Genomic DNA, 26,202 nt, shown 5'->3' with positions numbered 1-26,202 from the left:
AGCGAGGATCGCTTCTGCCGAATCGACAAAACTTCTGGCTACTTACTTTGCGGGTTGGGATGAGGACACGGCGCCGGTCAGCCGAGGTGCCGTTGTCTGTACGCACTCACGCACTCACGCACCTCCGTCAGGCGTTCCCCCACACGCCCGTCCTCCGCCTCCCCACAGACGGTCCGGCCGCGCCCGGCGTAGATTCCCGCGCGCGCAAAGCCCGCCGCTGTGCCACGCGCGGCCCTGTGATTGCGTGGCGCGGGCCGGGACTGGCGGCCCACGGGCGCGGATTGTAGAATGCCCGGCTTCCGACGACCCGTCCCCCTCCGCCGTCCGTTTCCGGGCGCCCGAGTGGGGGCGGGCCGGACGCGTGCGCCGAAGACGAACGCCGAGAAACGACCGCCGATGAAGTCACGAGCGACCCTCGCCGGACCCCCCCGGGCAGCCGCCGCGCCCCCGCGCCCCTGGCGCGGCGCCTGGACGGCCGCGGTCCCGCTGCTGCTGGCCGGCTGCGGCGAAGACCACCTGCGCAAGTACCCGCAGACGACCTTCCACCCCACCACCGAGTTCGCCCGCATCTCCGACTGGCTGTTCATGCTGTCGCTGTACCTGGGCGTGGCGGTGGGGATCGCGGTGCTGGGCATCCTGGCGTACTTCCTGTGGAAGTTCCGCTACCGGCCCGGCGCGCCCGAGCCCAAGCAGATCCACGGGAACACGCGCCTGGAGGTGGCGTGGACGCTGATCCCGGCCATCATCCTGGCCGTGATCGCCATCCCCACGGTGAAGGCCATCTTCGACACACAGCCGGACCCCAGCACGCTGAAGGACGCCGTCACCATCGAGGTGATCGGCAAGCAGTGGTGGTGGGAGTTCCGCTACCCGCAGCCCAACGGCGACACCGTGATCACCGCGAACGAGATCCACGTTCCGGTGGGGCGCACGGTGCACCTGATCCTGAAGACCGACAACGTGCTGCACTCGTTCTGGGTGCCGCAGATGGGCGGCAAGCGCGACCTGATCACCAACCGCGTGAACCACCTGGTGTTCAAGCCCGAGGAAGCCGGCGTGTACTTCGGGCAGTGCGCCGAGTTCTGCGGCACCAGCCACTCGCTGATGCGCATGCGCATGGTGGCGCACGCGGGCGACGGCTACCAGCAGTGGCTGACGAACGAGAGCCATCCCGCGGTGGAGCCGGCGGCGGGCGACAGCGCGGTGCAGCTGGGCAAGCAGCTGGTGACCACCGGCGCCTGCGCCGGGTGCCACTACATCGAGGGCACGCCCATGGCCGCGCACATCGGGCCGGCGCTCACGCACTTCGGGCGCCGCCGCACGCTGGCCGCGGGGATCCTGGACAACAACGCCGAGAACCTCCACCGCTGGCTGGCCAACCCGCCGGAGGTGAAGCCGGGCTCCAAGATGCCCAACCTGAACCTGACGGACCAGCAGATCACCTACATCACCGCCTACCTGCAGTCGCTGCAGTAGGCCGCGGATAGCAGACGGCGAGCACCAGCGCGGCGGGGAGAGATCCGCCCGCGGACCCAGTCCGGCGTGGCCGGGGGAACCCACCCCCGGCGGCGCCCGAACCCGATGGAGCAGGAATGGCATCGACAGCAACGGTGGCCGCGCCCCACGCCCCGGCCGTGCACCACAAGGAGCCCACCGGGCTCTGGAGCTGGATCACGACCGTGGACCACAAGCGGATCGGGATCATGTACGGCGTCACCGCGTTCCTCTGGTTCCTGATCGCGGGGGTCGAGGCGCTGATGATCCGGGTGCAGCTCTTCGTGCCCAACAACCACTTCGTGAGCGCCGAGACGTACAACTCGCTGTTCACGATGCACGCGCTGACCATGATCTTCGGCGCGCTGATGCCGCTCACGGCCGCGTTCTTCAACTTCATCGTGCCGCTGCAGATCGGCGCGCGCGACGTGGCCTTCCCGCGGCTGAACGCGCTGAGCTACTGGCTGTTCCTGTTCGGCTCGCTCTTCCTGAACTTCGGGTGGCTGCTGAAGGCGGCGCCGGACTCGGGGTGGTTCGCGTACGCGCCCATCACCACCATGGCGTACTCGCCCGGGATGCACATGGACTTCTACGTCCTGGGCCTGCAGGTGCTGGGGCTGTCGTCCATCATCGCGTCGCTGAACTTCATCATCACGATCATCAACCTGCGCGCGCCGGGAATGCGGCTGATGCGCATGCCGATCTTCACCTGGATGACGTTGATCACCTCGGTGCTGATCGTGACGGCCATGGCTGTGTTCACCATCGCCGTGACCGAGCTGATGTTCGACCGGCTGTTCGGCACCAACTTCTTCAACACCGTGAGCGAGGGCGCCGACCCGCTCCTCTGGCAGCACCTGTTCTGGATGTTCGGCCACCCCGAGGTGTACATCCTCATCATCCCCATCATGGGAATGATCAGCGAGGTGCTTCCCACCTTCAGCCGCAAGCCGCTGTTCGGCTACAACGTGATGGTGTTCAGCGGGGTGCTGATCGGGTGGCTGGGGTGGGGCGTGTGGAGCCACCACATGTTCGCCACCGGGATGGGGCCCATCGCCGACAGCTTCTTCTCGCTGTCGACCATGCTCATCGCCATTCCCACCGGCATCAAGATCTTCAACTGGCTGGGCACGCTGTACGGCGGCAGCATCCGCTTCACCACCGCGCTGCTCTTCTCGGTGGCGTTCATCGCCATGTTCACCATCGGCGGGATCAGCGGGGTGATGCACTCGTCGGCGCCCAGCGACCTGCAGCAGAGCGACACCTACTTCATCGTGGCCCACATCCACTACGTGTTCTTCGGGGGCACGGTGCTGGGGCTGTGGTCGGCGCTGTACTACTGGTATCCCAAGGTGTTCGGGCGGCTGCTGGACGAGCGGCTGGGCCAGTTCCACTTCTGGGGCACGCTCATCGGGATGAACCTGACCTTCTTCCCCATGCACTTCGTGGGGATGTTCGGGATGCCACGCCGCACCTGGACGTACGGGCCGGAGCAGGGCTTCACCGCGTACAACCAGCTGGAGACGATCGGCGCCTTCATCATCGCCCTGGCCACGCTGGCGTTCGCGGTGAACCTGTTCACGGCGTGGAAGCGCGGCCGCATCGCCGGGCCCAACCCGTGGGGCGCGGCCACGCTGGAGTGGAGCATCCCGTCGCCGCCGCCGGCGTACAACTTCCGCGAGATCCCCGTGGTGCACTCGCGCATGCCGCTGTGGGAGGACGACCCCACCAAGCAGGGCGGAATCCCGCACGGGCGGGTGGAGGAGGAGACCGACGAGGTGACCATCGCCGGCCGGCAGGTGGCCGCGGTGCGCGACGTGCGCGACGAGAACAAGATGAGCGCGCACGACCTGGGCATTCACCTGCCGCCGCCGTCGTTCTGGCCCATCGTGCTGGCGGCGGGGATCAGCGCCATCTTCATCGGGCTGATCTTCCGGCAGGTGCCCGACACCTCGCCGTGGCACAACGCCTGGTACCTGATGTTCGCCGGCGTGGCCACGACCATGCTCTCGATCTACGCCTGGGCGTTCGAGCCGGGACACTGAGATCAGGGGACAGGGGACAGGGGACAGGGACGGCAAGGTTGTCCCTCCCCATCGTCCCCGCGGTCCCTGTACCCTGTAACCTGTACCCTTCGTGGTCATGGATTCTTCGCACGCGCTCGGCGCGCACGCCGCCAGCCCGGCGCACATCGACACCAGCACCGGGCTGGACAGCCGGAAGATGGCCTTCTGGACCTTCATCGGGTCCGAGTGCCTTCTCTTCGGCTCGCTGATCGCCACCTACATGGCGTACAAGGGGCGCAGCATCCACCCCCCGTACCCGCACGACGTGGTCATCAACGGGAAGGCCTACGAGGGGATCCTGAACATCCCGTTGACCTCGTTCAGCACCTTCGTCCTGCTGATGAGCTCCGTCTGCATGGTGGTGGCGCTGTACTACGTGCAGCGCGGCGAGCGGGGGAAGGGCACGCTGTGGCTGCTGATGACGGCGCTGGGCGGCTCGATCTTCCTGGGGTGCCAGGTCTACGAGTTCACCAACTTCTACCACGAGGGGCTCACACTGAAGAGCAACCTCTTCGGCAGCACCTTCTTCGTGCTCACCGGCTTCCACGGCGCGCACGTGACGGTGGGGGTCATCTACCTGATCACGCTGGCCACCATGTCGGCGCGCGGGCGGCTGGGCCCCGAGCGGGCGCTGAACGTGGAGATCGCGGGCCTGTACTGGCACTTCGTGGACGTGATCTGGATCGTGATCTTCCCCCTGGTCTACCTCATTCGCTGAGCGGCGAGATGACGAGCGAAACGCGCGAGATCGTGCACGACCAGCACTCGCACCCCGGGCTGGGCTTCTACATGGTGATCGGGGGCATCCTGATCGGCTTCACCGTGCTGGAGATCCTGGGGTACATCGGCGAGACGAAGCACATGTACTCGTCGGGGACCGCGGCGGCCATCATCCTGGTGCTGAGCGCGGTGAAGTTCTTCAGCGTGGTCGCGTACTACATGCACCTGAAGTTCGACAACAAGCTCTTCACCGGGATCTTCGTGTTCCCCGCGGTGCTGGGCACGCTGGTGATCGGTGGGATGATCCTGCTCTTCCACGTCGTCCACGGCGAGGCCACGCAGATCCACGGCGAGTTCGAGCTGAACGCGCAGAAGCCCACCGGGGTGGCGGCTCCCGCGGCGCACTGAGCGGAACCGCGGCGGGCCGGGGGTACTGGGGACGGGGGACGGCCTGCCGGCATGATTGGCGGGCGGTCCCCCGTCCGGTTCTTCCGGGCCCGCGCCGGGCGAATGAATTCGCGGCAGCAGGGCACAAGTCCGCCTTCGCGGACTCGGGCCTCGGCTTCCGGGCGGATGGCCGAACTCAGTGCCGGCCGAGGTGGAGCTGGCCTGTCGCACGAATGCCGGGGCGCAGTCCCGCAGGGACTTGGTGCTGTTGTTGCCGCGAATTCATTCGCCTTTCCCAGCCGGCTGGTCAGATGACTTCCCGGCCCGGGTAGCAGCGAAGCAACATCCTGAAGGAGCAGTCGATCCGATGCACGCCGTTTCCACCCTGGCCCTGCTGCACGCGCAGTCGTTCGACTGGCGGGTGTGGAAGCTGTACCCGAGCTTCATGGTGGGGTGGCTGCTGTTCGCGGCGCTCTACTTTCTCTGCATCGGGCCGCTGCGGCGGCGCTTCGAGGGGGCGGTGCCCGCCACGCCGCGGCAGGTGGCCAGCTTCTCCTTCGCGCTGGCGATGATGCTGCTGTCGCTGCAGGGGCCGCTGCACGAGATCTCCGACTACTATCTGTTCAGCGCGCACATGGTGCAGCACCTGGTGCTGATCCTGGCCATGCCGCCCTTCCTGCTGGCCGGCATCCCGGACTGGATGCTGCGGCCGGCGCTGAAGGTGAAGCCCATCCGCGTGTTCGCCCGTGCCATCACGCTGCCGCTGATCGCGTTCTCGCTGAACAACGTCATCTTCCTGGCCTGGCACTTTCCCGGGCCGTACGACCTGATGATGCGGCAGCACAACGTGCACATCGCCATGCACCTGATGATCATGGTCACGGGGACGATCATGTGGTGGCCGGTGATGAGCCCGCTGAAGGAGCTGCCCCGGATCGCCGCGCCGCTGCAGATGGTCTACCTCTTCCTGGTCGGCATCCCGATGATGATCTCGGCGGCGCTGATCACCTTCTCGGGGACGGCGCTGTACCAGTGGTACGTGCAGGCGCCGCGCATCTTCGGCATCAGCGCGCTGGACGACCAGCGCCTGGGCGGGGTGATCATGTGGGTGCCGGGAGGGCTGGTGCTGTGGATCGCCATCACCGCCGTGTACTTCCGCTGGACGCAGCGCGAGGTGGCCGAGGACGAGCAGGGCGTGCGCATCCGCCCGCCCGTGAGCCGCGCCGGGATGATCGTCCCCCCGCCGTATCCGAATCCCTGACGGCCGACGAAATCACGATCGCACGACGGACGACGACGTCATCCTGAGCCCGGCCATTCCGCACCTGGTCAGACGCCACACCGACGTCATTCTGAGTCGGACACCGCGCTTCGCGCGACCACGATGGATGAAAGGGAGGCGTCCTCCAGAGCGGAACCGGCTGCCGGGCCCAACAGCCTCGCGCAGTTTGCGAGGCTTCCCGTAGTTGTTGCTGCGACGCTGCGACTTCAGTCGCCGGTGGGGGCCAGGCCGCGAACTTTCTGTTCGGACCGGGCACGACGAAATCTGCCTCCACGCCGAAGCCGGCAGGCCGAAGGATCCATAGCCGGCGCCGCATGTCAACGCCGGGTGAAAGTCTGACACTTCTGGCGGCCGAAAATCTGACAGCCGGGAGTGGGTGACGAGCCCGAGTCGTCGCGTCGAAATCAGAGGGTGGAGGTGCTCGCGGTGGGAGTCGGGGCGGAGCCCCGACTCCCACCGCGTTCGGCCGCCTGGCCGGCGGTGGCGTGGTGGCGCATCCGGTAGCTGTTGCCGCGTACGTTGACGATGTGGCAGTGGTGGAGGAGCCGGTCGATCAGTGCCGCCGCCATCACCTCGTCGCCGAAGATCTCGCCCCACTCCTCGAAGCTCTTGTTGCTGGTGAGCACCGTCGAGGCGCGCTCGTACCGGCGGCTCATCAGCTGGAAGAAGAGCATGGCGCCGGTGCGGCTGATCGGCAGGTACCCGATCTCGTCCACCACCAAGAGTGAGGGATAGGTCAGCGTCTTGAGCCGAGGCACCAGCTTGCCCGCGGCCTGCGCCTCCTCCAGCGAGCGGATCAGCTCGGCCAGGCTGCCGTAGTAGACCCTGCGGCCGTTCTCCGCCGCGGCGATGGCGAGGCTGATGGCCAGGTGGCTCTTGCCCACGCCGGGCGGTCCGAGGAAGACCACGTTCTCCTTCCTCTCCACGAAGCCGAGCTCGTGCAGGCTCTCGATCTGCTCACGCTTCAGGCTGGGCTGGAACGCGAAGTCGAAGCCGGCGAGGGTCTTCACCGCGGGGAGCCGGCTAGAGCGCATGGCGGCCTCCAGGCGGCGCGCGTTGCGCAGCGCGATCTGCGCACCCAGCACCCGCTCGATCGCTTCGGCCGCGGTCACCGCGCCGGCGTCGATCCCGCTCAGGATCTCGTCCAGCGACTCCAGGGCGCCAGGCATCTTCAGGTCCGCCAACTGGGCACGGATGCGGTCGCGGCGCGACAGGGGTGCGCCCCTCATGCGGCACCTGCCGCGGCTGCGTACTCGGCCAGCGAGCGGCGCTGCACGTGGATCTCGGCTGCCACGGGCGCGGCTGCCTGCGGATCCGGCACTGGCGCGGGCTTCTGCGGCAGGAGGACGAGCGAGCGGTAGGCCCGCTCGGCCAGAGGCTGCAGTACGTGCCGCTCGTCGCGCTCGAAGCGCTCCCTCGGCTGCTCCTTCGTGGTCGCATGCAGGCGCACGTTTGCCGTGCGCTCCTGCCAGCGCTCGCGCTCCGCGTCCAGGTGATCATCGCCCAGGAACTCTCTCCCGTAGACGAAGTTTTCGCGCACGTAGCGGATCGGCCGCTCCACCTTCCCCTTCGTCTTCGCCCGGTAGGGCCGGCAGGCGCGCGCCTTGAAGCCCCAGTGCTTCGCGAAGCGCAGGAACTCCTCGTTGATCACCAGCTGCCCACCCAGCAGCCGCAGGTCCCGGGTGATCACCGACTTCATCTGGTCGAACAGCAGCTCGCGCGGCACACCGCCGAAGAACGCGAACGCCTCTTCCAGCCCGCGGAACAGCGTCCGCATGTCCTGCCGCTCGAAGAAGCGCAGCCACAGCAGCCGGGAGTACCCGAGCACCACCACCAGTGCGTAGCGCTTCCCCCAGGGGAACTTGAACTCGCCGAAGTCCACCTGCGCCTGCAGCCCCGCCGGCGTCTCGAAGCGCACCACCGGCTCCGGCGCCTCCCGCGGGCGCACGGTCCTGACAAACTCCTTCACCTGCGTGTAGCCGCCCGCGTATCCGGCGGCCCGCACCTCCTCGAGCAGCCGCACCGCCGACAGCCGGGGATACGCCTCCAGGCGCGCCACGATCATCGCCCGGTACGCCTCCAGCTTCGTCGGCACAGGCGGCCGCGGCTTGTACCGCACCGGCTCCGCATCCAGGTCGCGCTCCAGCTGTCCTGAACGGATCAGCTGATGGATGGTCTGGCGGCTTATCGCCAGCCGGCGCGCTATCTCGCTCTTGCTGAGTCCTTCTTCCAGATAGTGTCTGAGCAGCATCCGCTTCTCTCGTCCGATCACGGGCTCCTCCGCTTGGGGTGGAGGAGCCAACCTGTGGGATCGGCCGCCCGCGCGCTCACCTCACGCGCAGACCGCCACGAGTGCGATGCCGACTGTCAGATTTTCGCCCGCCGAAAGTGTCAGATTTACGCCCGCCGCTAAAACCCTCACCCCGCGCCGGAGGGCGCGACCCTCTCCCGTCCCGGGAGAGGGTGGCTCTCCAGCATCCCCAAGATCCCGCAACTTCTTCGCACACAAGTGCTTGTGGCAGCGCGCCGATGCCGGCCAGCCACCTCTCCCGGTACGGGAGAGGTGGACGGCCTGAGCCGGCCGGAGAGGGCGCGGTGCCAGTCCAGGCGCGCCTCCAACCTTCCATCCTCCGCGACCGCTACCCCTCCATCCCTCCGCCCACCACCACCCGCACCAGCCGCTCCGGATCGAAGTGTTCGCGCGCCATCCGCGCCACGTCGGCGGTCGTCACCGCCTCGACGGCGGCGGGGAAGCGGTCCCACCAGTCGTGCGGCAGCCCGAACGCCTCGATCGTGGACAGGCGGCTGGCCACCCCCGCGGGCGTCTCGAACATCCGCGGAAGGGAAAGCATCAGCGCGTCCTGGGCGCGGCGGAGCTCCGCCTCGTCCACCGGCTCCTCGGCCAGGCGCCGCATCTCGCGCAGCATCTCGCTCACCGCGTCGGCGGTTACGCCCACGTCGACGGCCGTCTCCGCCACCCATCCCCCGGCGACGATCCCGGCGGAGAACGACGAGCGCACGCCGTACGTCCACCCCTTGTCCTCGCGCAGGTTGGCGCCCAGGCGGCCGGTGATGGTGCTGCCGCCCAGCAGGAAGTTGGTCACCCCCGCGCGGATCCAGTCGGGGTCGCGGCGCGCCATCCCCCCGCCCGCGATGCGGATCTCCGACTGCGCCGCATCTTCCCAGGGCTGGTAGACCAGCTTTCCGGCCATCGGCGGACGGGGCGGGGCGGGGGGGTACACCACCGGCGGCGCATCTCCCGTCCACCCCGCGAACCCCGCCTCCAGCGCCTCGCGCAGCTCCCCCGCATCGAACTCCCCCGCGGCCACCAGGAAGGCGCCGCCGGGGCGATAGCGCTCCGCGTGGAAGGCGACCAGCGCCTCGCGCGGCACGGCGCGGATCCCCTCCTCGGTGCCGAACGAGGGGATGCCGTACGGGTGCCCGGCGCCGAACACCTCCAGCGCCGCGCGGTCGTCGGCCACGTTCGCCGGCTCGTCGTGGCGGGCGACCAGCGCGTCCAGCGACTCGGCCCGCACGCGCTCCACCTCGTGCTCGGGGAACGACGGCCGGCTGGCGATCTCCGCCAGCAGCCCCACCCCCTCGCGCAGCGTCTCCGACAGCAGCACCAGCTCGATCTCGGCGAAGTCGTGGCCCACGTGCGGATGCACCGCGGCGCCGAGCAGGTCCAGCCGCGCGTGCAGCTCCTCCGCCGCCAGCGACGCCGTTCCCTCGGCCACCAGGTGGCCGACGAGCGAGGCGGTGCCCGCGTACCCCGGCGGGTCGGCCATCGCGCCGGCGGGAAGGACGAGGCGCAGCACCACCTGCGGCACGCCGTGGCGAGGCGCGGCGATCACGCGCAGCCCGTTCGCCAGCGTCCACCGCTGGGGGACGGGAACGCGCGGCGCGGGCGGCGGCCCCAGCCGCGGCGCGGCGAGGACGGCGAGCGTCGATTCACTCATCGCCATCCTCCTCGTCGTCGAAATCGTCATCTCCATCATCATCGTCATCCGGCGCGGCCGAGCCGGGCGCGGGGACGACGGCCAGGGTGGCGCCGCGCTCCGCGTCCAGCCACTCGGCGGCGGCGCGGCGCACCTCGTCGGGCGTCACCTCGGCGTACAGGTCGAAGACGCGCTCCAGCGCCTCCGGCTCGCCCAACACGGTGGCGGCGTAGGCGAGCGATTCGGCGCGCTCCTCCACCGTGGCCAGCTCGCCCACCTGGTCGCGGCGCACGCGGCGGACGGCGCCCAGCACCTCGTCGTCGGTCACGCCGTTCGCCGCCACATCGTCCAGCACGCGGCGGATGGCCTCCTCCAGCGTCTCCGGCGCCACCCCCGTCCGCGCGGTGGCGACGACGCCGATCACCCCGCAGACGGCGGTGGGATAGAGATAGGTGTCCACCTCCTGCGCCAGCCGCCCCTCGCGGATCAGCGCGCGCTGCAGCCGCGAGCTGTCGCCGTCGGCCAGGAGATAGGCCAGCACGTCGAGGGCGACCCACTCGCGCGTCCCGTACGGCGGCGTGGCCCACGCCTGGTAGACGCGCGGGAAGCTGACCTCGTCCTCCATCACCTCGCGGCGCACGGCGGCGGCGGGCGCGGGGTCGGGCGGATGGATGGGCGGGGGGATGGGCGGCCCGTGCGGCAGGTCGCCGAAGTAGCGCTCGGCCAGCGCGGCCGCCTCGTCGGCGCCGATGTCGCCGGCGAAGACCAGCACCGCGTTGCCGGGCGTGTAGTAGGTCGAGTAGAATCCGCGCGCGTCGTCCAGCGAGATGCGCTCCAGGTCGGCCATGTAGCCGATGGTGGGCCAGGCGTACGGGTGTCCCTCGCCGAAGAGCATCTGGTGCAGCCGCTCGTCGGCCAGGCCGTATGGGCGGTTCTCGTACGCCTGCTTGCGCTCGTTCATCACCACCCCGCGCTGCACCTCCAGCATCTCGCCGGTGAGGCAGGGGAGGAAGAAGCCCATGCGGTCGCGCTCCAGCCAGAGCGGAAGCTCCACCGCGTGCGAGGGCACGGTCTCGTAGTAGTTGGTGCGGTCCAGCCAGGTGGAGCCGTTGTTGGTGCCGCCCACGCGCTCCAGCAGGTCGTCGAACTGCCCCTTGGGCGCGTGCAGCGAGCCCTCGAACATCAGGTGCTCGAGGAGATGCGCCAGGCCGGTGCGGCCGGGGGTCTCGTGGCGGCTGCCCACGCGGTACATCAGGTGCACGGCCACGATGGGCGCCGCGCGGTCCTCGTGGCAGACGATGCGCATCCCGTTGCCCAGCGTGAGCGTGCGCACGGGAAAGCGCAGCGCGGAAGTCGGTGCGGTGGTGTCGGTCACGTGGTCCAGTCGTTCTCGTTCGGTGTCGCCGGAGGTCCGGGCGGAACCCGCAAGAGCCGGGCGCGCGAATCTAACACCCGCCGGGCGGCGGCGCGCGGGAACCGAACGTGCGAGGGTGCGAAACCGAAGTGCGGGAGTGCGAAAGTGCGGAAGTGCGGAAGTGCGTTGAGGGTACGGCGAGCCGCGCTGCATTCGTGTGATGCGGGACTTGCGTGCCAGCCGCGGGCCCCTCCCCCGATAACGGGAGAGGGTAAATTCGGCGAGGCGCGCGGGCCGTTGCGCATCGTCGCGTCTGGCGCGATGCGTGGCCCGAGGCAGCTTCGTAGCGCGCTCCGCGGCTTCCCTCGCGATGAGTTCTCCCCCTCCCCCAGTCGGTTTGGGGGGAGGGGGCCGGGGGGTGAGGGCGGCGGCGCCAGGCGAACGCGAAATCCATGGTCCTGTGAAGAATTCGATCCCGATGCCCGAGTCCGACCGTCCCCACCCCGCGCCCGCCGAGATCGCGGAGAACCCCGAGGTCCCCGGCGCGCGTGCGCGGGCGATGCTGGGCGCGCTCCGGCGACTGCCGCAGGGCGCGCTCAGCCGCGCCTTCGGCCGCCTGGCGGACGTGCCGCTTCCCAAGCCGCTGCGCAAGCCGGTGCTGGGCGGGTTCGCGCGGATGGTGGGCGCCGACGTGGGCGAGGCCGCGCAGCCGCTGGAAAGCTTCGGCTCGCTGAACCGCTTCTTCGTGCGCGAGCTGAAGCCCGGCGCGCGCGCGTGGCCGCACGACCCGCGCGTCGCCGCGTCGCCGGTGGACGGGGCGACGGGGCAGATGGGGCGCGTTTCGGGGGGAAAGCTGATCCAGGCGAAGGGGCGCGACTACTCGCTCCGCGACCTGCTGAACGAGGACGGGCAGTGGGAGCGCTTCGACGGAGGCGCGTTCGTCACCCTGTACCTGAGCCCGAAGGACTATCACCGCATCCACGCGCCCTGCGACGGGACGATCCCGCGCGCGCGCCACGTCCCCGGCGCGCTGATGCCGGTGAACCTCCCCGCGGTGATGCACCTGCCCGACCTGTTCGCGCGCAACGAGCGGCTGCTGTGCTACCTGGACGGGCCGCTGGGGCGCGTGGCGGTCGTGGCGGTCGGTGCCTACAACGTGGGCCGCATCTCTGCCGCGTTCGACCGCGAGTGGAACGCCGCGCCCGGCACCGGCGGGTGGATCACCAACCGCCGCGGCATGGAAGCCGCGACGAAGACGTACGATCCGCCTGTCTCCATCCGCCAGGGCGACCACATCATGACCTTCCACCTGGGCTCCACCGTGGTCCTCGTCTTCGAGCCGGGACGCGTGGAGCTGTCGCCGGAGCTCTCCCTCGGCAGCGCCGTACGCCTGGGGATGGAGATCGGGCGCGCGCCGGGAAGCTGAGCCGCGCCGGTGGACGGATCGCCAGATCGCGAAAAGAAGCACCCCGGCGGATGCACGCCGGGGGGCTTCTGCTTTCATCGCGCAACGGGCCTCAGATCTCGCAGTCGACGTTGTTGCTGCTGGGCTTGCAGCAATCCGCCGTGTGGCCGGCGCAGGTATTGATGGACTCGCACTGCCAGTTCCCCGTGGCGCAGTAGGGCCAGCACTCGGTGCCGATGTACGAGTTGCAGCTGTCGAAGGTCGGGTCCGATTCAGCATCGCGCACGGTGCCGGCCTCCGCACGCGCATCGGAGGGAGCCGAACGTGTCCACGTTCAGCGATTCGAGCCGCAGCGTCAGCTTCTTCTTCATGCGATGGTCCTCCGGGTGCGGTGGATGCCGGGATGACGATTGGCCGCCGCGTGAGGGCGACGGAGGCGAGCGGCCGGACATCTGGCCCCGGCTATGATGCCGCGCGTGCGGTGACGGTGCAATTCTTTTGCATCTGGACCATCGCTCTTGTTGGCGGGAAGCGTAAGCGGAAGATTGGGAGATGAGGAGCGGCCCCCCATCTCCCACCCTGGAGCAGACCGATGAAAAAGCTGACGCTGGCGCTGGAGGATCTCGCCGTCGATTCGTTCGACACCGCCCCGGTGCGTGGCGGGCGCGGGACGGTGGAGGCGCGTTCGGGGACGACGTACGCGGACGAGAGCTGCAACGGCACGTGCGCGTGGACGTGCTACCCCGCTACCTGCGCCACCTGCGATTACGCGTGCGGCGGCTCGGGGGTGAGCTGCGGCGGAGGATGCGGCAGCGGAGGCGCCACCTGCGGAAGCACGTGCGACTATGCAACGTGCGCGCAGCCCGAGAGCTGCTGGATGAACATCTGCTGACACCGCGGTTCGGCGTCATACGAGGGCGCCCTCTCCGGACCGCCGGGAGAGGGCGCCTTCGCCAGCATTGCGCTCATTCTTCGGCGCGTGAGCCTGCCGGGTGCACGGGTGGCCGGCCATGATCGGGCAGGGGTCCCCGCTTCCACCTTCCCTCGCGCCGCCGCCGCAGTATCCCCCACCGCCAGCGGACGCTTCGGCGCTCCTCCGCTTCGGCCGCGGCACCCGCCAGCGGAACGATGTCGAGCACGACCCGGGGATGAGCTCGGAGCGCGGCCGCCGCGGCGCCCGGCGATCCGGGCGCCAGGGCGTGCGGGAGCACCCGGATCCCGAACACCAGCATGGCGAACGTGCCGGCAAGGAACGAGATGAACTGGATAGCCGAGAACGCGCGCGCGAGCCCGCCGATGTCGGCCAGCTCCGGCTTGAGCCCTCCACCCGGCATGAGCTGGCCGGTGAGCGCGCTCATGGCACAGACGCCGGCCACGGCCGAGATGGTGTGCGAAACCCAGGTGGCGATGAGCCACTGCCTCCAACGCGCGGTCAGGAACGGCCGGCTCCCCAGGAACGTGATGGTGATGGCGAGCACGCCGGTGGAAAGCGTGATCAGCTGCTTCGCGTGCTCGTTCGCCAGCTGGAAGCCCAGCTCCACATGCGGGTTCACCATCGAACGTCAGCAGAACGGATAGAACGGGCAGAACTTGCCGAGCGCGACGTTCAGCTCCTGCTGGCCCACGGCACCGGACTGCCGGGAGCGTGAGGCGGCAAGGCTCGCGACGAATCGCGAAAGTCCCTGTTCCGCACTGCCCACCTGCGCCTCGGTTCCGTCCGATGCCAGCCGGAGCGCCGCCCTGTCCACGATCTGCTGGAGCTGCGCGGCCGCCGCGGGGTCCAGCACCAGGCGGTAGCGGGTCAACTCGGCCGACGCGGTGCCCCGCAGGCGCGAAGCTGTGCGCTGGGCGCCGCCACCCTGTCCGCCCCCGGCCGCGCCCGCCGGCGCGGACATGCCGGTCCCGCCGCTCATCGCGCCGCTGCGGTCCCGCGGCGGCGCCTCGATGATCCGCGCCACGAGCATGGCGGCGAACTCCTGGTCCCATTGGCCGTTGCCTCTGCGGACCGTGGCCTGCACCACGGTCGCCTGGCCGCGCGGCCGCACCTCCACGCTCACGCTCCCGTCCGCGGCCGCGCCGCGGAACACGGCGCTCGAGCCGCTCGCCTGGCGCCCCTGGAATGCGATGCCCGTTTCCGCGAAGGCGCGGCGGACGCGCAGGTCGGTTTCCGCCATGGAGCTCCACGTCCATCCGGCCGCCCCGCTCTCGGTCAGAGAGACGGACGGCGCGCTGGACTGTGCCGCCAGGCACCCGGCCAGCGGCGGCGTGGCCAGGAGGATGCCTGCAAGGGCGATGGGGAAGGTCGATCGGTGAAACATGCGTCCTTTTTCCCGCGAAATGAATGAGCCGATTTACCACGGCAAGGATGCGCGCGTTCGTTCCCGCGGTCAAGCATTCCTTTCCGATGTTTAGCGTCGTTGCAGTGGCACCGATTGCCACGTCCGAGGCTTGACGATGGCCGCGCGCACGCCCCGGCGGGAGCAGCTCCCGCCGGGGCGCCGTCGTATGCGCGTGCCCAGGCAGGAGTCGCTACGACTGCTTCCCCGCCTCCAGCGCGCGCTGCACGTAGGCCATCATCTCGCGCACGGGCGCCGTCTCGATGCCGTGGATGGTGGTCTCCTGCTGCCACATGGTGTTCAGCGACCCCAGGATCTCCGGGTTGCCGCCGGTGAAGCCGCGCACCAGCTCCATCCAGCGCGCGGCCAGCGCCTGCACCTTCGGGTCGGCGGGGTCGGTGCCGCGGTCCATCTCCGCGCGCACCTCGGCCATCAGCCGCTCCCACTCGCCCTCCACGGCGCGGATCTGGTCCTGCCCGATGGTGTCGGCGCGGGTCTTCAGCTCCTCGCGCTGCTCGGGGGTGAAGTACTTGTCGAACATGGTCGTTGCCTCGATGGTTCGGATGAGCTCGTCGGCGGAGACGGTCTCCGCGCGGTCCAGCTGGGCGGCGATGCGTTCCAGGCGCTCGCACAGGCGGCGCTGGGCGTCCATCTGCTCGCGCAGGCGCTTCAGGTGGAGCGCGATGGTTTCGCGCGGCGAGACGGCGCGGCGGTCCAGCATCCCGCGGATCTCCTCCAGCGGAAACCCCAGCTCCCGCAGCGACGTGACCTGCTGCAGCCGCGCGACGTCCCGCTCGGCGTACAGCCGGTGCCCGGACGGCGTGCGGCGCGACGGCCGCAGCAGCCCGATCTCGTCGTAGTGGTGCAGCGTGCGCACGGTCAGCCCCGTGGCGCCCGCCAGCTCCCCCACCTTCCATCCATCCCGCGCCATCCCGCCCTCCTTCGGTTTTTACTGCGTCTCGTGGCCACGACGGAAGGCTAATACCTCACGCCACGTGAGGTGCAAGGGGGATGATGGCTGAGGGCGAAAATGCGACTGAAGTCGCGGCTGCAACGGCACACACTCCGCCTGCGCGGAGTCCCTCTCACGCCCGATGCCATGGGTGTCGAACCGAACCATCCCGGCAGTCCGCGAAGGCGGACTTCGGGCCGTTGTTGCCGCGAATTCATTCGCCCTTGGATGCAGGGCATGTCACGAACGCACGAAGCCCCGGCAGGATTTCTCCCGCCGGGGCTTCCGGTCTCCGCCGACGCCGTTCAGCCGAGCGGCGACAGCCAGACGGGCACGCCGCCCATGTGGTCGCCGGTGATCACGTCCTCGTCGAAGGTGGACGGGTCCAGGCCGGGGAGCGCGCCGTGCGAGCGCTGCGTCATCTGCGTGCCGCGGTTGGCCGGCACCTGGTCGTTGTTCAGGTTGAACGAGCGCCAGTAGTGCTGGAAGGGCAGCTTCCAGAGCTGCGTGGGGTTCAGCCCCGGGTTCCAGCCCACGTACAGGCCGGGCACGTACCCGGCCGCCTTCACCGCGGCGTACCAGGCGCGGCAGTACGCGTCGGTCTCGCTCGCCGGCGTGCTCGTGGCCACGCCCTCCAGGTCGCACCACAGGTTGATCCCCGGCGGCAGGCCGATGCTCTTCGCGTAGGCCACGCCGTTGTTGCCGTTCTGCGTCCCCTTGGCCGCCGAGGGTGTCCACGCGTTCTCGCTCTCCACGTACTGCACGGCCATCAGCGACAGGCCGGCGTTCAGGATCATCTGCGCCTCGGTCTGCGTCAGGTCGCCCGCGTGGGCCACGGCGCGGCGCACGTAGCGGATGGCGAAGGTGTAGTTGCGCTGTTTGGCCGCCTGCAGGGCGGCCTGGGTGACGGTCGAGGCGGTGTCGAAGCCGACCTGCCCGACCGCCGCGTTCGTGACGGTGCCGATCAGAGACATGGGATGATAGGGGGATGGAGGATGAGATCCCGCGCCTTCGATCCGTCCGGGGTGGGGGAGACGGATGGGGATGAAGATGCGCGGTGGCAGATACTACGCTGTCGCCCTCAATCAAACGCCCGCGCGGCCCGGACGGAAGGGATTCGATGCAGACCTTCCTCCGTCGCCGATCGGCATCGGGGAGAATCGATCGATCCGCGGCGGGTTCGGTGCGAAACCAGCGGCGGCGCGACGCCTCCTGCATCGCGCCCTCTCCGGCCGGCCGAGGCCGTCCACCTCTCCCGTACCGGGAGAGGTAGCTTCCCAGCATCGGTGCTTCAATCCAGCATCAGCGTGAGCCAGGTCTGCTCATTGCCCCGATGGCCCGGGAGCCACCCTCTCCCGGAACGGGAGAGGGTCGCGCCCTCCGGCGCGGGGTGAGGGCGCGATGCCGCGGAAACGCGAAGTGCGCCGCCCCCGAACCGGGGCCAGCGCACTCACGCACTTCCGCACTTCCGCACTTCGTCACCCGCCCACGAACTCCTCGACGAAGTAGCGCGGCGACAGCGGCTCGCCGGTGGCGTGCACCAGCAGCTCGTTCCAGTCCAGCGACGCGCCGGGGGCGAAGATCTTCTCGCGCAGGAAGGCGCCCACCTCCGCGTGCCCGGCGATGCTGCGCCCCGCAGGCACCCCGCGCCGCGCGCGGGCGGAGATCTGCGACGCCATCAGCTCGCCCAGCAGGTAGTTGTGGTAGTACACGGGCGACAGCGACAGGTGGATCTTGCTGGCCCAGTCCGGCGCGTCGCGCCCGTCCGGCCGGCGGATGAGCTGCAGCCGCTCCACCAGCTCCCACCAGACGGCGTTCAGGTCCGGCCGGTCCGGGTCGCGGTACAGCTCGCGCTCGAAGTACGCCATCACCAGCATCCACCGCGCGGACACCAGCATCGCCGCGCGCTGCTGCGCCTCCACGTCCTTCGCCTCGCCGGGCGCCAGCCGCGCGGCGGGCACCTCGCGCAGCCACGCCGGGTCGCGCGTGAGGCGGCCCATGTACATGGCGATGGCCTCGGTGGAGAGCGTGTGCGAGATGGTGCGCAGGAAGAAGGGCAGCTCGCGCGGGACGTAGCGGTCGTACGCGGCGTGCCCCAGCTCGTGCAGGATGGTGCTGGTCCACTTCTCGTTCGGGCGCATGTTGCACAGCACCCGCACGTCGCCCTCGCGGTCCAGGTCGATGCAGAAGGCGTGCTGGTCCTTGCCCTCGCGCTCGTACAGGTCGCTGTTCGCCAGCACCTCGTCCACCGGCAGCCCGATGCCGCGGAAGAACTCCCGCGCCAGCGCCACCGGGTCCAGCGCGCCGAAGTACGCGTCCAGGTCCACCGAGCCCGTGATCGCCGGCGCCTCCTGGGCGAAGAAGTCGTCCCAGTGCCAGGGGCGCAGTTCGTCCGGCCGGACGCCGAAGCGCCGGGCCAGGTGCCCGTCCATATCCGCGCGGAAGCGGCGGAAGGGCTCGTCGGTGCGGTCGCGGAACTCGTCCAGCACCGCGAAGAGCCGCTCTTCCCCCAGCTCCTGAAGGTGCAGCTCCATCGCGTAGTAGTTGGGGAACCCCTGCGAGCGCGCGGCGGCGTTGCGGCGGCGCACCAGCTCCAGCAGCGGCCCGGCCACCTCGCGCCCGATCTCCTTCGCCGCCTCCCACGCCTCGCGGCGCACCCCCGGGTCCTCCGCCTCCTGCAGCGCCTCCAGCAGCTCGTTGTTGGAGAGCCGCCGGCCGCGGAGCGTCGACCGGAAGGTGTGGAACACGTGCTCCAGCTCGGCGCCGCGGCGCACCAGGTCCTCGATGGTCTCGCGCGGGAGCTGGTTGCGCGTGAACTCGTGGTCCAGCAGCACCAGCTGGCGGCGGAGCAGGGCGTCTCCCACGCGGGCGGCCAGCCACTCGCGCACCTTCCTCGCGTCCCCGGCGTCGGCGAACACCATCGCCACGGCGGCGCGGGCGCGGGTGGCGCGCTCCAGCGCGTCGTCGCCGGCGCCGACCGCCGCGTCCCAGCTGGCCAGGTGCGACTCGCGCATCAGAGGCGCCACGCGCGCCTCCAGCTCCGCCACGAAGGCGCGCGCCTCGCCGTCGGCGGACGGGGCCAGCGCCGCGGTGGACTCCGTCTCGGTCATCTCAGCTCGTCGTACAGCGCCGCGATGGCCTCGGCGCCGCGGTGGAAGTTGTCGACCGACATCCATTCGTTGGGCGCGTGCGCGTTCTCGCCCGGCAGGCCGAAGCCGATCAGCACCACCGGCGCGTGCAGCGTGTCCTCGAACGCCTTCACGATGGGGATGGAGCCGCCCTCGCGGATGGTTACCGGCTCGCGCCCGTACGCCTTCGCCAGCGCGCGGCGGGCGGCCTCGAAGACGGGGCCGCTCGGCGCCGCGTACCAGGGCTGGCCGCCGTGCAGCGCCTCGACCTCCACGGTCACGCCCTCGGGGGCGAGCGACTTCACATGGTCGGTGAACATCCGCTCGACCTCCTGGTGGTCCTGGTCGGGAACCAGGCGCATGGAGATCTTGGCCATCGCGCGGCAGGGGAGCACCGTCTTCGCCCCCTCGCCGGTGTAGCCGGAAAGGAGGCCGTTCACGTCCAGCGTCGGGCGCACCCAGATGCGCTCCAGCGGGCCGTATCCCGCCTCGCCGCCCAGCTTCGGAGCGCCCACCTCCTCGCGCAGCCCTTCTTCCTTGAACGGCAGCCCGGCGATCATCCGCCGCTCGGCGTCCTCGATCTCCATCACCCTGTCGTAGAAGCCGGGGATGGTGACGCGCCCCTGCTCGTCATGCAATTGGGCGATGATCTTCGCCAGCGCGTTGGCGGGATTCACCACCGCGCCGCCGTACGCGCCGGAGTGGAGATCGACCGACGGCCCCTGCACGCGCACCTCCATGTACGCCAGCCCGCGCAGGCCGATGGTGATGGACGGCAGCCCGGGCGCGAACATCGTGGTGTCGGAGATCATCACCGCGTCGCAGCGCAGGCGCCCGGCGTTGGCCGACAGGAACTCGGCCAGGTTCGGCGACCCGATCTCCTCCTCGCCCTCCACGCAGAAGACCACGTTCACGGGGAGCGAGCCGTTCGCCGCCAGGTGCGCCTCCACGGCCTTCATGTGGAGATACACCTGCCCCTTGTCGTCCACCGAGCCGCGCGCGAACAGCTTGCCGTCGCGCACGGTGGGCTCGAAGGGGGGCGACAGCCACTCGTCCAGCGGCTCGGGCGGCTGTACGTCGTAGTGGCCGTAGATGAGGAGCGTGGGCGCGCCCGGGGCCCCGCGCCACTCGCCCAGCACCACCGGATGGCCCGCCGTGGGGACGACCTCGACGGTGGTGAGGCCGATGGCGCGCATGCGGCCGGCCAGCCACTCGGCGGCGGCGGCGGTGTCGGCCCTGTGCTCGCTCTTGGCGCTGATGCTGGGAATGCGCAGCAGCTCGTTCAGCTCGGCTACGCTCTGCTCGCGGTTCTGCTGGAGATAGTCGTTGACGGACATCCGGCTCCGTGCGTCGGCGAAGGTTCGCTCGCTCGCCCGCCGCTTTCCGGCGGGTGATGGGGAGACGGCGAATATAACCGGCTGTAATCGATCCGCTACGTGCGTCCGGGTACGGGTAGCGAACGGCGGCGGCCGCGGGGGCGCGGCCCCGCGGCCGAGCTCACATTCCGTACGGCGGAACGATCCATGCTCTTCCCGGGGGTGACTCAATATCGCCACTACCCGATGAGGAGGAAGCTTATGATATCGAGACGGACAAGGCCCCTGCTGCGATCCCTGGCCCCGGTGCTCCTGGCCGTGCTCTCCGCGACCGCCGCCGAGGCGCAGGCCACCGCCGCGGGGAGAGGGCGAGTCGTGCTGCCGGAGGGGAGCGTGATCATCGTGCGGACCACCGCGCCGCTGGAATCGAACACGGCGCGGGTGGGGCAGGCGTTCGAGACCATCGTCGCGGACACCGTCCGCGCCGACAACTTCACGGTGATCCCGGCCGGGAGCCGGATCCGCGGGGTCGTCACCTTCGCCCAGCCGGCCGATCGCCAGCGCTCGGGCGTCATCGAGGTGAACTTCGACCGGCTGACGCTGCCGGACGGCGCGGTGCTCCCGCTGAGCGGGAAGCTGACCAGCACCGACGCCGCCGAGCGGCGCCAGATCGAATCGGACCCGAACGCGCGCGTCGTGCTGGTGGGCGGACGCGGCGGAGTGGGGGCGACCATCGCGGGGGCCGGGTCCGAGAACACCCCGGCGTCCGGCATCCTGGCGGCGCTGGGCACGCTGCTCTCGCAGGCCCGCGACGTCCGCGTGCCCCGGGGCACCCCGCTGGCCGTGCAGCTGGAGCAGAGGCTGGTGCTGAGCCGCCGCGGCGCCGCGCGGTCGCCCGATTCCTACACCATCTACACGGCGGAGGACCGCATCCGGGCGGCGCAGCAGGCCCTCGCGCGCCAGAACTACTATCGCGGCGCGGTCACCGGGCAGCTCGACGATGCCACGCAGCGGGCGCTGTTCGAATTCCAGGTGGACAAGGGGATCATCGCCACCGGGAACCTGGACGGCCGCACCGCGCAGGCGCTCGGCATCAACGCCACCGCGCCCGGCGGCGCCACGGGGAGGGCGGTTCTCTCGGCCGAAGAGGCGTCGCTCCTGCGCCGGGCGGGGCAGGCGCTGGTCGGCCGCTACCGGCAGGACATGGCGGTCTCCACCACGGGGCGGCTGGATGCGGGCCGCGCCTACGACGAGGGCGACATGGAGCTGTGGTTCGCGCTGTCGGCCTTCGCGGACAACAGCTCGCTGTACGAGCAGCTCGTGCGCGTGCCGGGGAACGCCTCCGGCTCGGAGGCGGCGGGCAGGGCGCTGGTGGGCGCGGCGCGGCGGGTGGACGCCGCCATGCAGGGCGCGGGCGCGTCGCAGGCGGTCCAGAGCGCCTGGGCGTCCATGCGCCGCCAGCTCGCCGAGCTGGATCCCGCGTACAGGTAGACCGCGGGGAGCGGAAGGCAGCATGACGAAGGACGGCAGCCGCGGGAGCGCTCTCCCGCGGCTGCCGTCGTATCATGGGGGTAATTCGGCCGATCGGCTGTGCATTTCTCGACCGGGCGAACAGCAGGGCATCACACGGAATCAGGGAAGGAACAGGTGCGGACGACTCGTGTCGCGCACCTCGACGGGATAGCACCGTTCAGCGCGGCCAGCACTCAAGTTGGTCGTGTCCATCAGGCTTGCGGCGTTGAGGGTCAAACAGCGAAGGCCGCAACAAGCACCAGGTCGTGTCCCACAACGAGGAGGGTAGCAAACTCGGACCCGCGCGGGGGCGCTTCGGCCACGAGGAAGTAGAATCCGCCCGCCGCGAAGAACGTGTAGGGCCGCCCGCCGATGATCCTGCGGCGGCTCGTATCCGGCTGCAGGTCTCGCTGTCTTTCGGGTCGGAGAGCGCCCGGACGTCCGCCGCGGTCGCAGTGATGGCATAACGTTTCCGCACACCCGCGACAACGTGCGAGCCGAGGAACCGCGTGAGGATTGCACGCGTCCCCGGCGCTTCGCGCGGGCATTCCCCAAGCGGCCCGGCAGCCGGGCTCGACGTCCCACCGCCCAGCAGGGCCAGCCAGATCGGCACGAGCACGCAGGCGGCGTTCACGGCTCCTCGCTCAGTTCCTGTCTTACCTTCTGCACCCATCCCGGCGCGAACATTTTCGCCGTCGCGTACGCCTGGTCCACCGCGTCGAGAAGCAGTCGCACCCCCGCGTCGGGGTTCGGAAGCGTTCCCACGAATCGGCGGAGCTGGACGGCAACCGTGGCTGGAGGCGTGCCGCCAATGCCGGTGTTGCGCTCGGCCCATGCGCGGAGCCGATTCAAAGTTTTGCCGTAGGGCTGCGTCCCCGCGACGATGAAGTTGCTCAGTCCCGTGGGCGACATGCCGAGTTCCTCAGCCACGCCGCGAAGCGTACGGGAGCCGACTGCATCCCGCAGTGCGGCTCGTAGCCGGTCCACCTCACCGGGCCTGCCCCGGTCGTGTCGATTCGCCATCGGCGTGGAACTCAATGCCGCATGGCGGGCCACTCGGCCCGAAGTTCATCCACCCATGGCGGAGGCGTAATCCCGCAGTCGTGATAAGCCGATTCCGCAACGCGGCCGAGCGACCGCAGCACATCCTCGCGATCGCCGCGACCGAGACCGGGCAGCGCCCACTCTATCAAACTGCGCGCGGCTCGCAGACTGAGTCCCGGTTCCGCCGCGCCGGAATCGGGGAAACTCATGCGGCGAGCGGCTCCGGCTCGCCAAGAACTGCGATCATGGCTCACGTTCATTTCTGTGAAGGCGGGCCGCGTACTGTACGAGGCCCGGCGGGCGTGCTCCCCGGAATCCGTCATACATCCCGAGCAGCCGGCCCACCAAGGCGCGGGCGCAGGCATCGCGCTCCAGGCTGGGCGGCCCGCCGCAGAGGCCGAAAACAAACGCCTCATAGTCCGCGGCGGTAACCCGGAAGCGTCCCACCAGACACTTCACCCGCCCGAGATGAGCCGGGCGCCGCCGTACCGAGGCGAGATCTCCGGTTCCGAGCGCCGAGGCGGCGCCGCGTTCCTGATCCGCTCGCGCAGCTCGCGCGCGTTGGCGTCGAGTTCCGCCAGCTCGGCCTCGTCGTACCGGGGATGAAGGAGAAGGCGGGCGATGCGCCGCGCTACGTGCGCAAGTTCCTGTTCCAGCTCGGAAACGGCCTCAGCCCCACTCATCGCATCACCCTGCCGCAGTTGAGTTTGGGGGCGGGCCGTTGCCAGGCATCGCGCGTCCTGCTGGCTCGGATGTGAGCAGCTGGTGAGAAGGATTCGCGACCGCGCCCCTGTCGTCCGTCCATTTCAGCAGCGGAGGCCGCCGAGCTATCCCCACATCCCCCCGCCGTTGCCTGCGGCGGGCTCACGTCTGGAGCCTCACGGGCAGTCGAACCAGCCATTCGGCAACCCCTTGCCCGTGAGCCTCATGAATGTCCGCGAACTCCCGTACGGCATCGTCACGCTGGTCCGACGGGATGTCGTCGAAAACGCCGGACAGCATCGCGGCGAGGGCGTCCGTATCGTCCCGAAGGGATTTTCGACTTGGCACCCGCGCGCCCCCGAGTCCGCCAATGGTGGCGAGCCGCTCCGAATGGTGGCGAACCGGCCCCGAAATCACGGCAGGAAAGATGTTCCGCTGTACGCCCGACAAGTAGCCGTCCGCCTTTGACGGGAAACGGGAGCGGGCGGCAAACGGCAATGGCTGAAGCAAAATCCTCCCGGAAAACGACAGTTAGCAGGGGCTTGTCCGCGAGTGTCTACAGTGCAGACTATCTCTGGCGCACGATTAATTGAGGCAGTAATCTTCGTCCTGGACGCGCATGGGTGGTCCGCTCCTACTCTGATATGCGAGATTCAACGCGAATCGTCCCTCCACTTCCTGACTGGCCGCGAACGGAGTCCGAGATTCTGAGCGAGCTGGATTTCAGGCCGCTTGGAGTCGAACTCTGGCTTGCGGTCCGTAAGGGAAGATTGTGGGCTGAAACGGCAGCTCCTGACCGTGAGCACCTATTCCCCCGGAAGCTATCCGGGGAGGCCCGCGCACGTCATCGGGCAGCGGTTTCGGGCGCACCCGAACTGCGCGAGCCGCTGCACGTTTTTCGCTGCGTAAGCGACCGCAGCGAGCGTGTAGACGCAGATGAGCTTGCTCGTGCGTGTGCGCGCATTGCTGATTGGGCCATGGATCGATCCCTATTATCAACTGCATGTCAGTTTGCGCTCGCTGCCGCGCACCTGCTGCCAGACAACCCGGAATTCAGCAACTTGGCGGGCCTCATGTTCCGGCGCTCTGGAGACTTTGGTAGGGCAGAGGCGTGCTATCCCCGTGCCATCATTTTAGGCCAGAAGCAGCGAAACTGGGTCGAGTACATCTGCGGTCACATCGGAACGGCCGCGCTCCTGTACACGACGGGAGTCAATCTCAAGCGCGCTGTTCGTCACTTGAAAACCGCAGCGCGGATGGCCCGGAAGGAGGGGATGCTGTGGCTTGCTGGTCATGCTGTGCACGACTCTATGTTGCTTATGCTGGAGCGCGGTGACTTTGAGGGAGCGGAGGCCGCCGCCGTCCGGGCGGCCGAGATGTATCCGCTGCATGACCGCCGGTTCCCATTCTTTGTTGCTGATTACGCTTTAGTGCAGTTGATGCAGTGGCGATTTTCGGATGCGCATCGGCTGTTGAAACTGTGCCTGGACGTCATCGATCAACCGGCCGCGCGTGGGGTGATTACGAGCATGTTGGCGCGAACCGCTGCGGGAACAGGCAAACGGGAAGAGTACGGCCGGTTTAGCGTGTGGGCCCGAGAGTTCGCGGAGAAGTACAGCGAGCACGCGGCTGCCGCGCATTATCATTTAGCCGAGGCGGCACGGGCATGCCGAGCTTGGCAGGAAGCGGAAGCGCACGCGCTCCGTGCTCGTGAGATTGCCACGCAAAGCAACGACAGAATGGTTTCTCGGTTGGCGGGGGATGCATTGGCGTTAGCGAAGGCGCGCGCCCTCGCGCCGGACAGGAGCGAGTGCCCACCGTCGTCTGTAAACGAAGAGTTGGGGAGAGTTCTCGGCATCCGGCTACGGCGCTGGAGCCCGGACGAGCATCGCGGACCCCAGCGCACGTTGTTCCGTAATCAGTGGGTGGCTTAGTGCCCCGAGCCGAACCCTAGCCCAATCCGCCCCATAGTGTCATCGGCCGCCGTCTCGTTCGTGACGACGGCCGTTTGCGTGTCAACTGGTGCAGCGTGACCGGACCCGAAGCCGAAGCCATTTTCCGCAGGAGGGGTAGGCCGACGAGCACTTGCAGTCGGCGACTGCGTACACGCGATCGCGCTGATGACCAGAACGACGGATGCGTAGGCGATTGTGCGAGCATGGCGCATGATGTTACTCCCCGTGAACTTCTGTGCGTGCCTGAGGCGCCAAGAGGGCGTGCCAAAAAGGTGCGCACGCCGCACTATTCCCGCCAGACCACGGGGAGTACAACACCGCTCCCATGCGGCAGGGATACGGGTGAACGTCGTATTTCAATCAGACTCTTAGTTGCGCTGAACACCCCTTCGCGAGGTCGTTAATGCTTCCGCTCTATTCCCGCTCACCGTTCTCCCCGTCTCCCCGGCGGCCCCCCGCTTGAGCCGCCGCACTTTTTCGCGTGCCGCCAGCAGATAAGACGTCACTTAGCAGGTTTCGGGCGGTTGCTGGATGCGATGGCAGCAGTGACACGGAGGGAACAGAGAACGGGCGGCAATTCTCCGTTCTTCCCGTTCCCTCCACGGGAGACA

22 protein-coding genes are annotated in these 26,202 nt (G+C 69.3%); 10 read left to right on the top strand and 12 right to left on the bottom strand.

Annotated features, from left to right (window positions below; translation table 11 throughout):
• Positions 1-396 precede the first annotated feature (396 nt).
• From coxB to VLK66_RS21755, 5 genes are all read left to right on the top strand, one after another.
• A complete protein-coding gene (gene coxB / locus VLK66_RS21775; protein ID WP_325311592.1) occupies positions 397-1,476 on the top strand; it encodes a cytochrome c oxidase subunit II in 1,080 nt (359 codons plus the stop codon).
• Positions 1,477-1,592: 116 nt separating this feature from the next.
• Positions 1,593-3,539 carry a cytochrome c oxidase subunit I gene (gene ctaD / locus VLK66_RS21770; RefSeq protein WP_325311591.1) on the top strand — a complete coding sequence of 649 codons (1,947 nt, stop codon included), beginning with the start codon at positions 1,593-1,595 and terminating at the stop codon, positions 3,537-3,539.
• Positions 3,540-3,636: 97 nt separating this feature from the next.
• Positions 3,637-4,278: a cytochrome c oxidase subunit 3 gene (locus VLK66_RS21765; protein ID WP_325311590.1), complete on the top strand. Its 642-nt coding sequence runs from the start codon at positions 3,637-3,639 to the stop codon at positions 4,276-4,278.
• An 8-nt stretch (positions 4,279-4,286) separates the two neighbouring features.
• Positions 4,287-4,688: a cytochrome C oxidase subunit IV family protein gene (locus tag VLK66_RS21760; RefSeq protein ID WP_325311589.1), complete on the top strand. Its 402-nt coding sequence runs from the start codon at positions 4,287-4,289 to the stop codon at positions 4,686-4,688.
• Positions 4,689-5,034: 346 nt separating this feature from the next.
• Positions 5,035-5,928: a cytochrome c oxidase assembly protein gene (locus tag VLK66_RS21755; protein ID WP_325311588.1), complete on the top strand. Its 894-nt coding sequence runs from the start codon at positions 5,035-5,037 to the stop codon at positions 5,926-5,928.
• 425 nt (positions 5,929-6,353) lie between these two features.
• Here VLK66_RS21755 and istB read toward each other — a convergent pair whose 3' ends face one another.
• The 4 genes from istB to VLK66_RS21735 form a co-directional block, all read right to left on the bottom strand.
• Positions 6,354-7,178, bottom strand: a complete 825-nt coding sequence (istB, locus tag VLK66_RS21750; RefSeq protein ID WP_325311587.1) for an IS21-like element helper ATPase IstB — start codon at positions 7,176-7,178, stop codon at positions 6,354-6,356.
• Positions 7,175-8,200 (bottom strand): IS21 family transposase, encoded by a 1,026-nt coding sequence (gene istA, locus VLK66_RS21745; protein WP_325311586.1) that lies wholly within the window; start codon positions 8,198-8,200, stop codon positions 7,175-7,177. The genes istB and istA overlap by 4 nt, the downstream gene beginning before the upstream one ends.
• Positions 8,201-8,588: 388 nt before the next feature.
• Complete coding sequence (locus VLK66_RS21740; protein WP_325311585.1) at positions 8,589-9,908, bottom strand: pitrilysin family protein; 1,320 nt, start codon at positions 9,906-9,908, stop codon at positions 8,589-8,591.
• Positions 9,901-11,262: a pitrilysin family protein gene (locus tag VLK66_RS21735; RefSeq protein WP_325311584.1), complete on the bottom strand. Its 1,362-nt coding sequence runs from the start codon at positions 11,260-11,262 to the stop codon at positions 9,901-9,903. Before VLK66_RS21735 ends, VLK66_RS21740 begins: the two co-directional genes overlap by 8 nt.
• Before the next feature lie 457 nt (positions 11,263-11,719).
• Between VLK66_RS21735 and asd the strand changes: the two genes are divergently transcribed.
• Positions 11,720-12,667: an archaetidylserine decarboxylase gene (asd, locus tag VLK66_RS21730; RefSeq protein ID WP_325311583.1), complete on the top strand. Its 948-nt coding sequence runs from the start codon at positions 11,720-11,722 to the stop codon at positions 12,665-12,667.
• A gap of 91 nt (positions 12,668-12,758) precedes the next feature.
• On the opposite strand, the gene VLK66_RS21725 is transcribed toward asd, so the two are convergent.
• Positions 12,759-12,932 (bottom strand): hypothetical protein, encoded by a 174-nt coding sequence (locus VLK66_RS21725; RefSeq protein ID WP_325311582.1) that lies wholly within the window; start codon positions 12,930-12,932, stop codon positions 12,759-12,761.
• A 306-nt stretch (positions 12,933-13,238) separates the two neighbouring features.
• On the opposite strand from VLK66_RS21725, the gene VLK66_RS21720 reads away from it, so the two are divergent.
• A complete protein-coding gene (locus VLK66_RS21720; RefSeq protein WP_325311581.1) occupies positions 13,239-13,538 on the top strand; it encodes a hypothetical protein in 300 nt (99 codons plus the stop codon).
• A 73-nt stretch (positions 13,539-13,611) separates the two neighbouring features.
• Here VLK66_RS21720 and VLK66_RS21715 read toward each other — a convergent pair whose 3' ends face one another.
• The 6 genes from VLK66_RS21715 to VLK66_RS21690 all read right to left on the bottom strand — a co-directional run bounded on the left by VLK66_RS21715 (position 13,612) and on the right by VLK66_RS21690 (position 20,399).
• On the bottom strand, positions 13,612-14,187 hold the full coding sequence (locus VLK66_RS21715; RefSeq protein WP_325311580.1) for a hypothetical protein: 576 nt from the start codon (positions 14,185-14,187) through the stop codon (positions 13,612-13,614).
• A 21-nt stretch (positions 14,188-14,208) separates the two neighbouring features.
• Positions 14,209-14,964 carry a hypothetical protein gene (locus VLK66_RS21710; protein ID WP_325311579.1) on the bottom strand — a complete coding sequence of 252 codons (756 nt, stop codon included), beginning with the start codon at positions 14,962-14,964 and terminating at the stop codon, positions 14,209-14,211.
• 211 nt (positions 14,965-15,175) lie between these two features.
• A complete protein-coding gene (locus tag VLK66_RS21705; protein WP_325311578.1) occupies positions 15,176-15,913 on the bottom strand; it encodes a MerR family transcriptional regulator in 738 nt (245 codons plus the stop codon).
• 326 nt (positions 15,914-16,239) lie between these two features.
• Positions 16,240-16,908, bottom strand: coding sequence for a glycoside hydrolase domain-containing protein (locus VLK66_RS21700; protein WP_325311577.1), 669 nt, complete (start codon positions 16,906-16,908; stop codon positions 16,240-16,242).
• 504 nt (positions 16,909-17,412) lie between these two features.
• On the bottom strand, positions 17,413-19,044 hold the full coding sequence (locus tag VLK66_RS21695; protein WP_325311576.1) for a M2 family metallopeptidase: 1,632 nt from the start codon (positions 19,042-19,044) through the stop codon (positions 17,413-17,415).
• On the bottom strand, positions 19,041-20,399 hold the full coding sequence (locus VLK66_RS21690; protein ID WP_325311575.1) for a dipeptidase: 1,359 nt from the start codon (positions 20,397-20,399) through the stop codon (positions 19,041-19,043). The genes VLK66_RS21695 and VLK66_RS21690 overlap by 4 nt, the downstream gene beginning before the upstream one ends.
• Positions 20,400-20,684: 285 nt before the next feature.
• Here VLK66_RS21690 and VLK66_RS21685 point away from each other — a divergent pair, with 285 nt between their 5' ends.
• Entirely contained in the window at positions 20,685-21,869 is a 1,185-nt protein-coding gene (locus VLK66_RS21685) for a peptidoglycan-binding domain-containing protein (protein WP_325311574.1), read from the top strand.
• A gap of 651 nt (positions 21,870-22,520) precedes the next feature.
• Here VLK66_RS21685 and VLK66_RS21680 read toward each other — a convergent pair.
• A complete protein-coding gene (locus VLK66_RS21680; RefSeq protein WP_325311573.1) occupies positions 22,521-22,802 on the bottom strand; it encodes a hypothetical protein in 282 nt (93 codons plus the stop codon).
• 734 nt (positions 22,803-23,536) lie between these two features.
• Between VLK66_RS21680 and VLK66_RS21675 the strand changes: the two genes are divergently transcribed.
• Both VLK66_RS21675 and VLK66_RS21670 read left to right on the top strand, forming a co-directional pair.
• Entirely contained in the window at positions 23,537-23,692 is a 156-nt protein-coding gene (locus VLK66_RS21675) for a hypothetical protein (protein WP_325311572.1), read from the top strand.
• A 921-nt stretch (positions 23,693-24,613) separates the two neighbouring features.
• Entirely contained in the window at positions 24,614-25,570 is a 957-nt protein-coding gene (locus VLK66_RS21670) for a hypothetical protein (RefSeq protein ID WP_325311571.1), read from the top strand.
• Positions 25,571-26,202 lie beyond the last annotated feature (632 nt).

This window comes from Longimicrobium sp., assembly GCF_035474595.1.
Taxonomy (GTDB): domain Bacteria; phylum Gemmatimonadota; class Gemmatimonadetes; order Longimicrobiales; family Longimicrobiaceae; genus Longimicrobium.
The sequence above is the reverse complement of the archived record's forward strand: the minus strand, read 5'-3'. Positions and strand labels throughout refer to the sequence as shown.

What these genes read in the sequence shown, in the direction of transcription:
- coxB (WP_325311592.1), top strand. Translation starts at nt 397, where the DNA reads ATGAAGTCACGAGCGACCCTCGCCGGACCCCCCCGGGCAGCCGCCGCG.
- VLK66_RS21765 (WP_325311590.1), top strand. Translation starts at nt 3,637, where the DNA reads ATGGATTCTTCGCACGCGCTCGGCGCGCACGCCGCCAGCCCGGCGCAC.
- VLK66_RS21675 (WP_325311572.1), top strand. Translation starts at nt 23,537, where the DNA reads ATGAAGGAGAAGGCGGGCGATGCGCCGCGCTACGTGCGCAAGTTCCTG.
- VLK66_RS21740 (WP_325311585.1), bottom strand. Translation starts at nt 9,908, where the DNA reads ATGAGTGAATCGACGCTCGCCGTCCTCGCCGCGCCGCGGCTGGGGCCG.
- istB (WP_325311587.1), bottom strand. Translation starts at nt 7,178, where the DNA reads ATGAGGGGCGCACCCCTGTCGCGCCGCGACCGCATCCGTGCCCAGTTG.
- VLK66_RS21755 (WP_325311588.1), top strand. Translation starts at nt 5,035, where the DNA reads ATGCACGCCGTTTCCACCCTGGCCCTGCTGCACGCGCAGTCGTTCGAC.
- VLK66_RS21760 (WP_325311589.1), top strand. Translation starts at nt 4,287, where the DNA reads ATGACGAGCGAAACGCGCGAGATCGTGCACGACCAGCACTCGCACCCC.
- VLK66_RS21720 (WP_325311581.1), top strand. Translation starts at nt 13,239, where the DNA reads ATGAAAAAGCTGACGCTGGCGCTGGAGGATCTCGCCGTCGATTCGTTC.
- VLK66_RS21690 (WP_325311575.1), bottom strand. Translation starts at nt 20,399, where the DNA reads ATGTCCGTCAACGACTATCTCCAGCAGAACCGCGAGCAGAGCGTAGCC.
- asd (WP_325311583.1), top strand. Translation starts at nt 11,720, where the DNA reads ATGCCCGAGTCCGACCGTCCCCACCCCGCGCCCGCCGAGATCGCGGAG.
- VLK66_RS21700 (WP_325311577.1), bottom strand. Translation starts at nt 16,908, where the DNA reads ATGTCTCTGATCGGCACCGTCACGAACGCGGCGGTCGGGCAGGTCGGC.
- VLK66_RS21680 (WP_325311573.1), bottom strand. Translation starts at nt 22,802, where the DNA reads ATGTCGCCCACGGGACTGAGCAACTTCATCGTCGCGGGGACGCAGCCC.
- VLK66_RS21705 (WP_325311578.1), bottom strand. Translation starts at nt 15,913, where the DNA reads ATGGCGCGGGATGGATGGAAGGTGGGGGAGCTGGCGGGCGCCACGGGG.
- ctaD (WP_325311591.1), top strand. Translation starts at nt 1,593, where the DNA reads ATGGCATCGACAGCAACGGTGGCCGCGCCCCACGCCCCGGCCGTGCAC.
- VLK66_RS21695 (WP_325311576.1), bottom strand. Translation starts at nt 19,044, where the DNA reads ATGACCGAGACGGAGTCCACCGCGGCGCTGGCCCCGTCCGCCGACGGC.
- VLK66_RS21710 (WP_325311579.1), bottom strand. Translation starts at nt 14,964, where the DNA reads ATGTTTCACCGATCGACCTTCCCCATCGCCCTTGCAGGCATCCTCCTG.
- istA (WP_325311586.1), bottom strand. Translation starts at nt 8,200, where the DNA reads ATGCTGCTCAGACACTATCTGGAAGAAGGACTCAGCAAGAGCGAGATA.
- VLK66_RS21670 (WP_325311571.1), top strand. Translation starts at nt 24,614, where the DNA reads ATGGATCGATCCCTATTATCAACTGCATGTCAGTTTGCGCTCGCTGCC.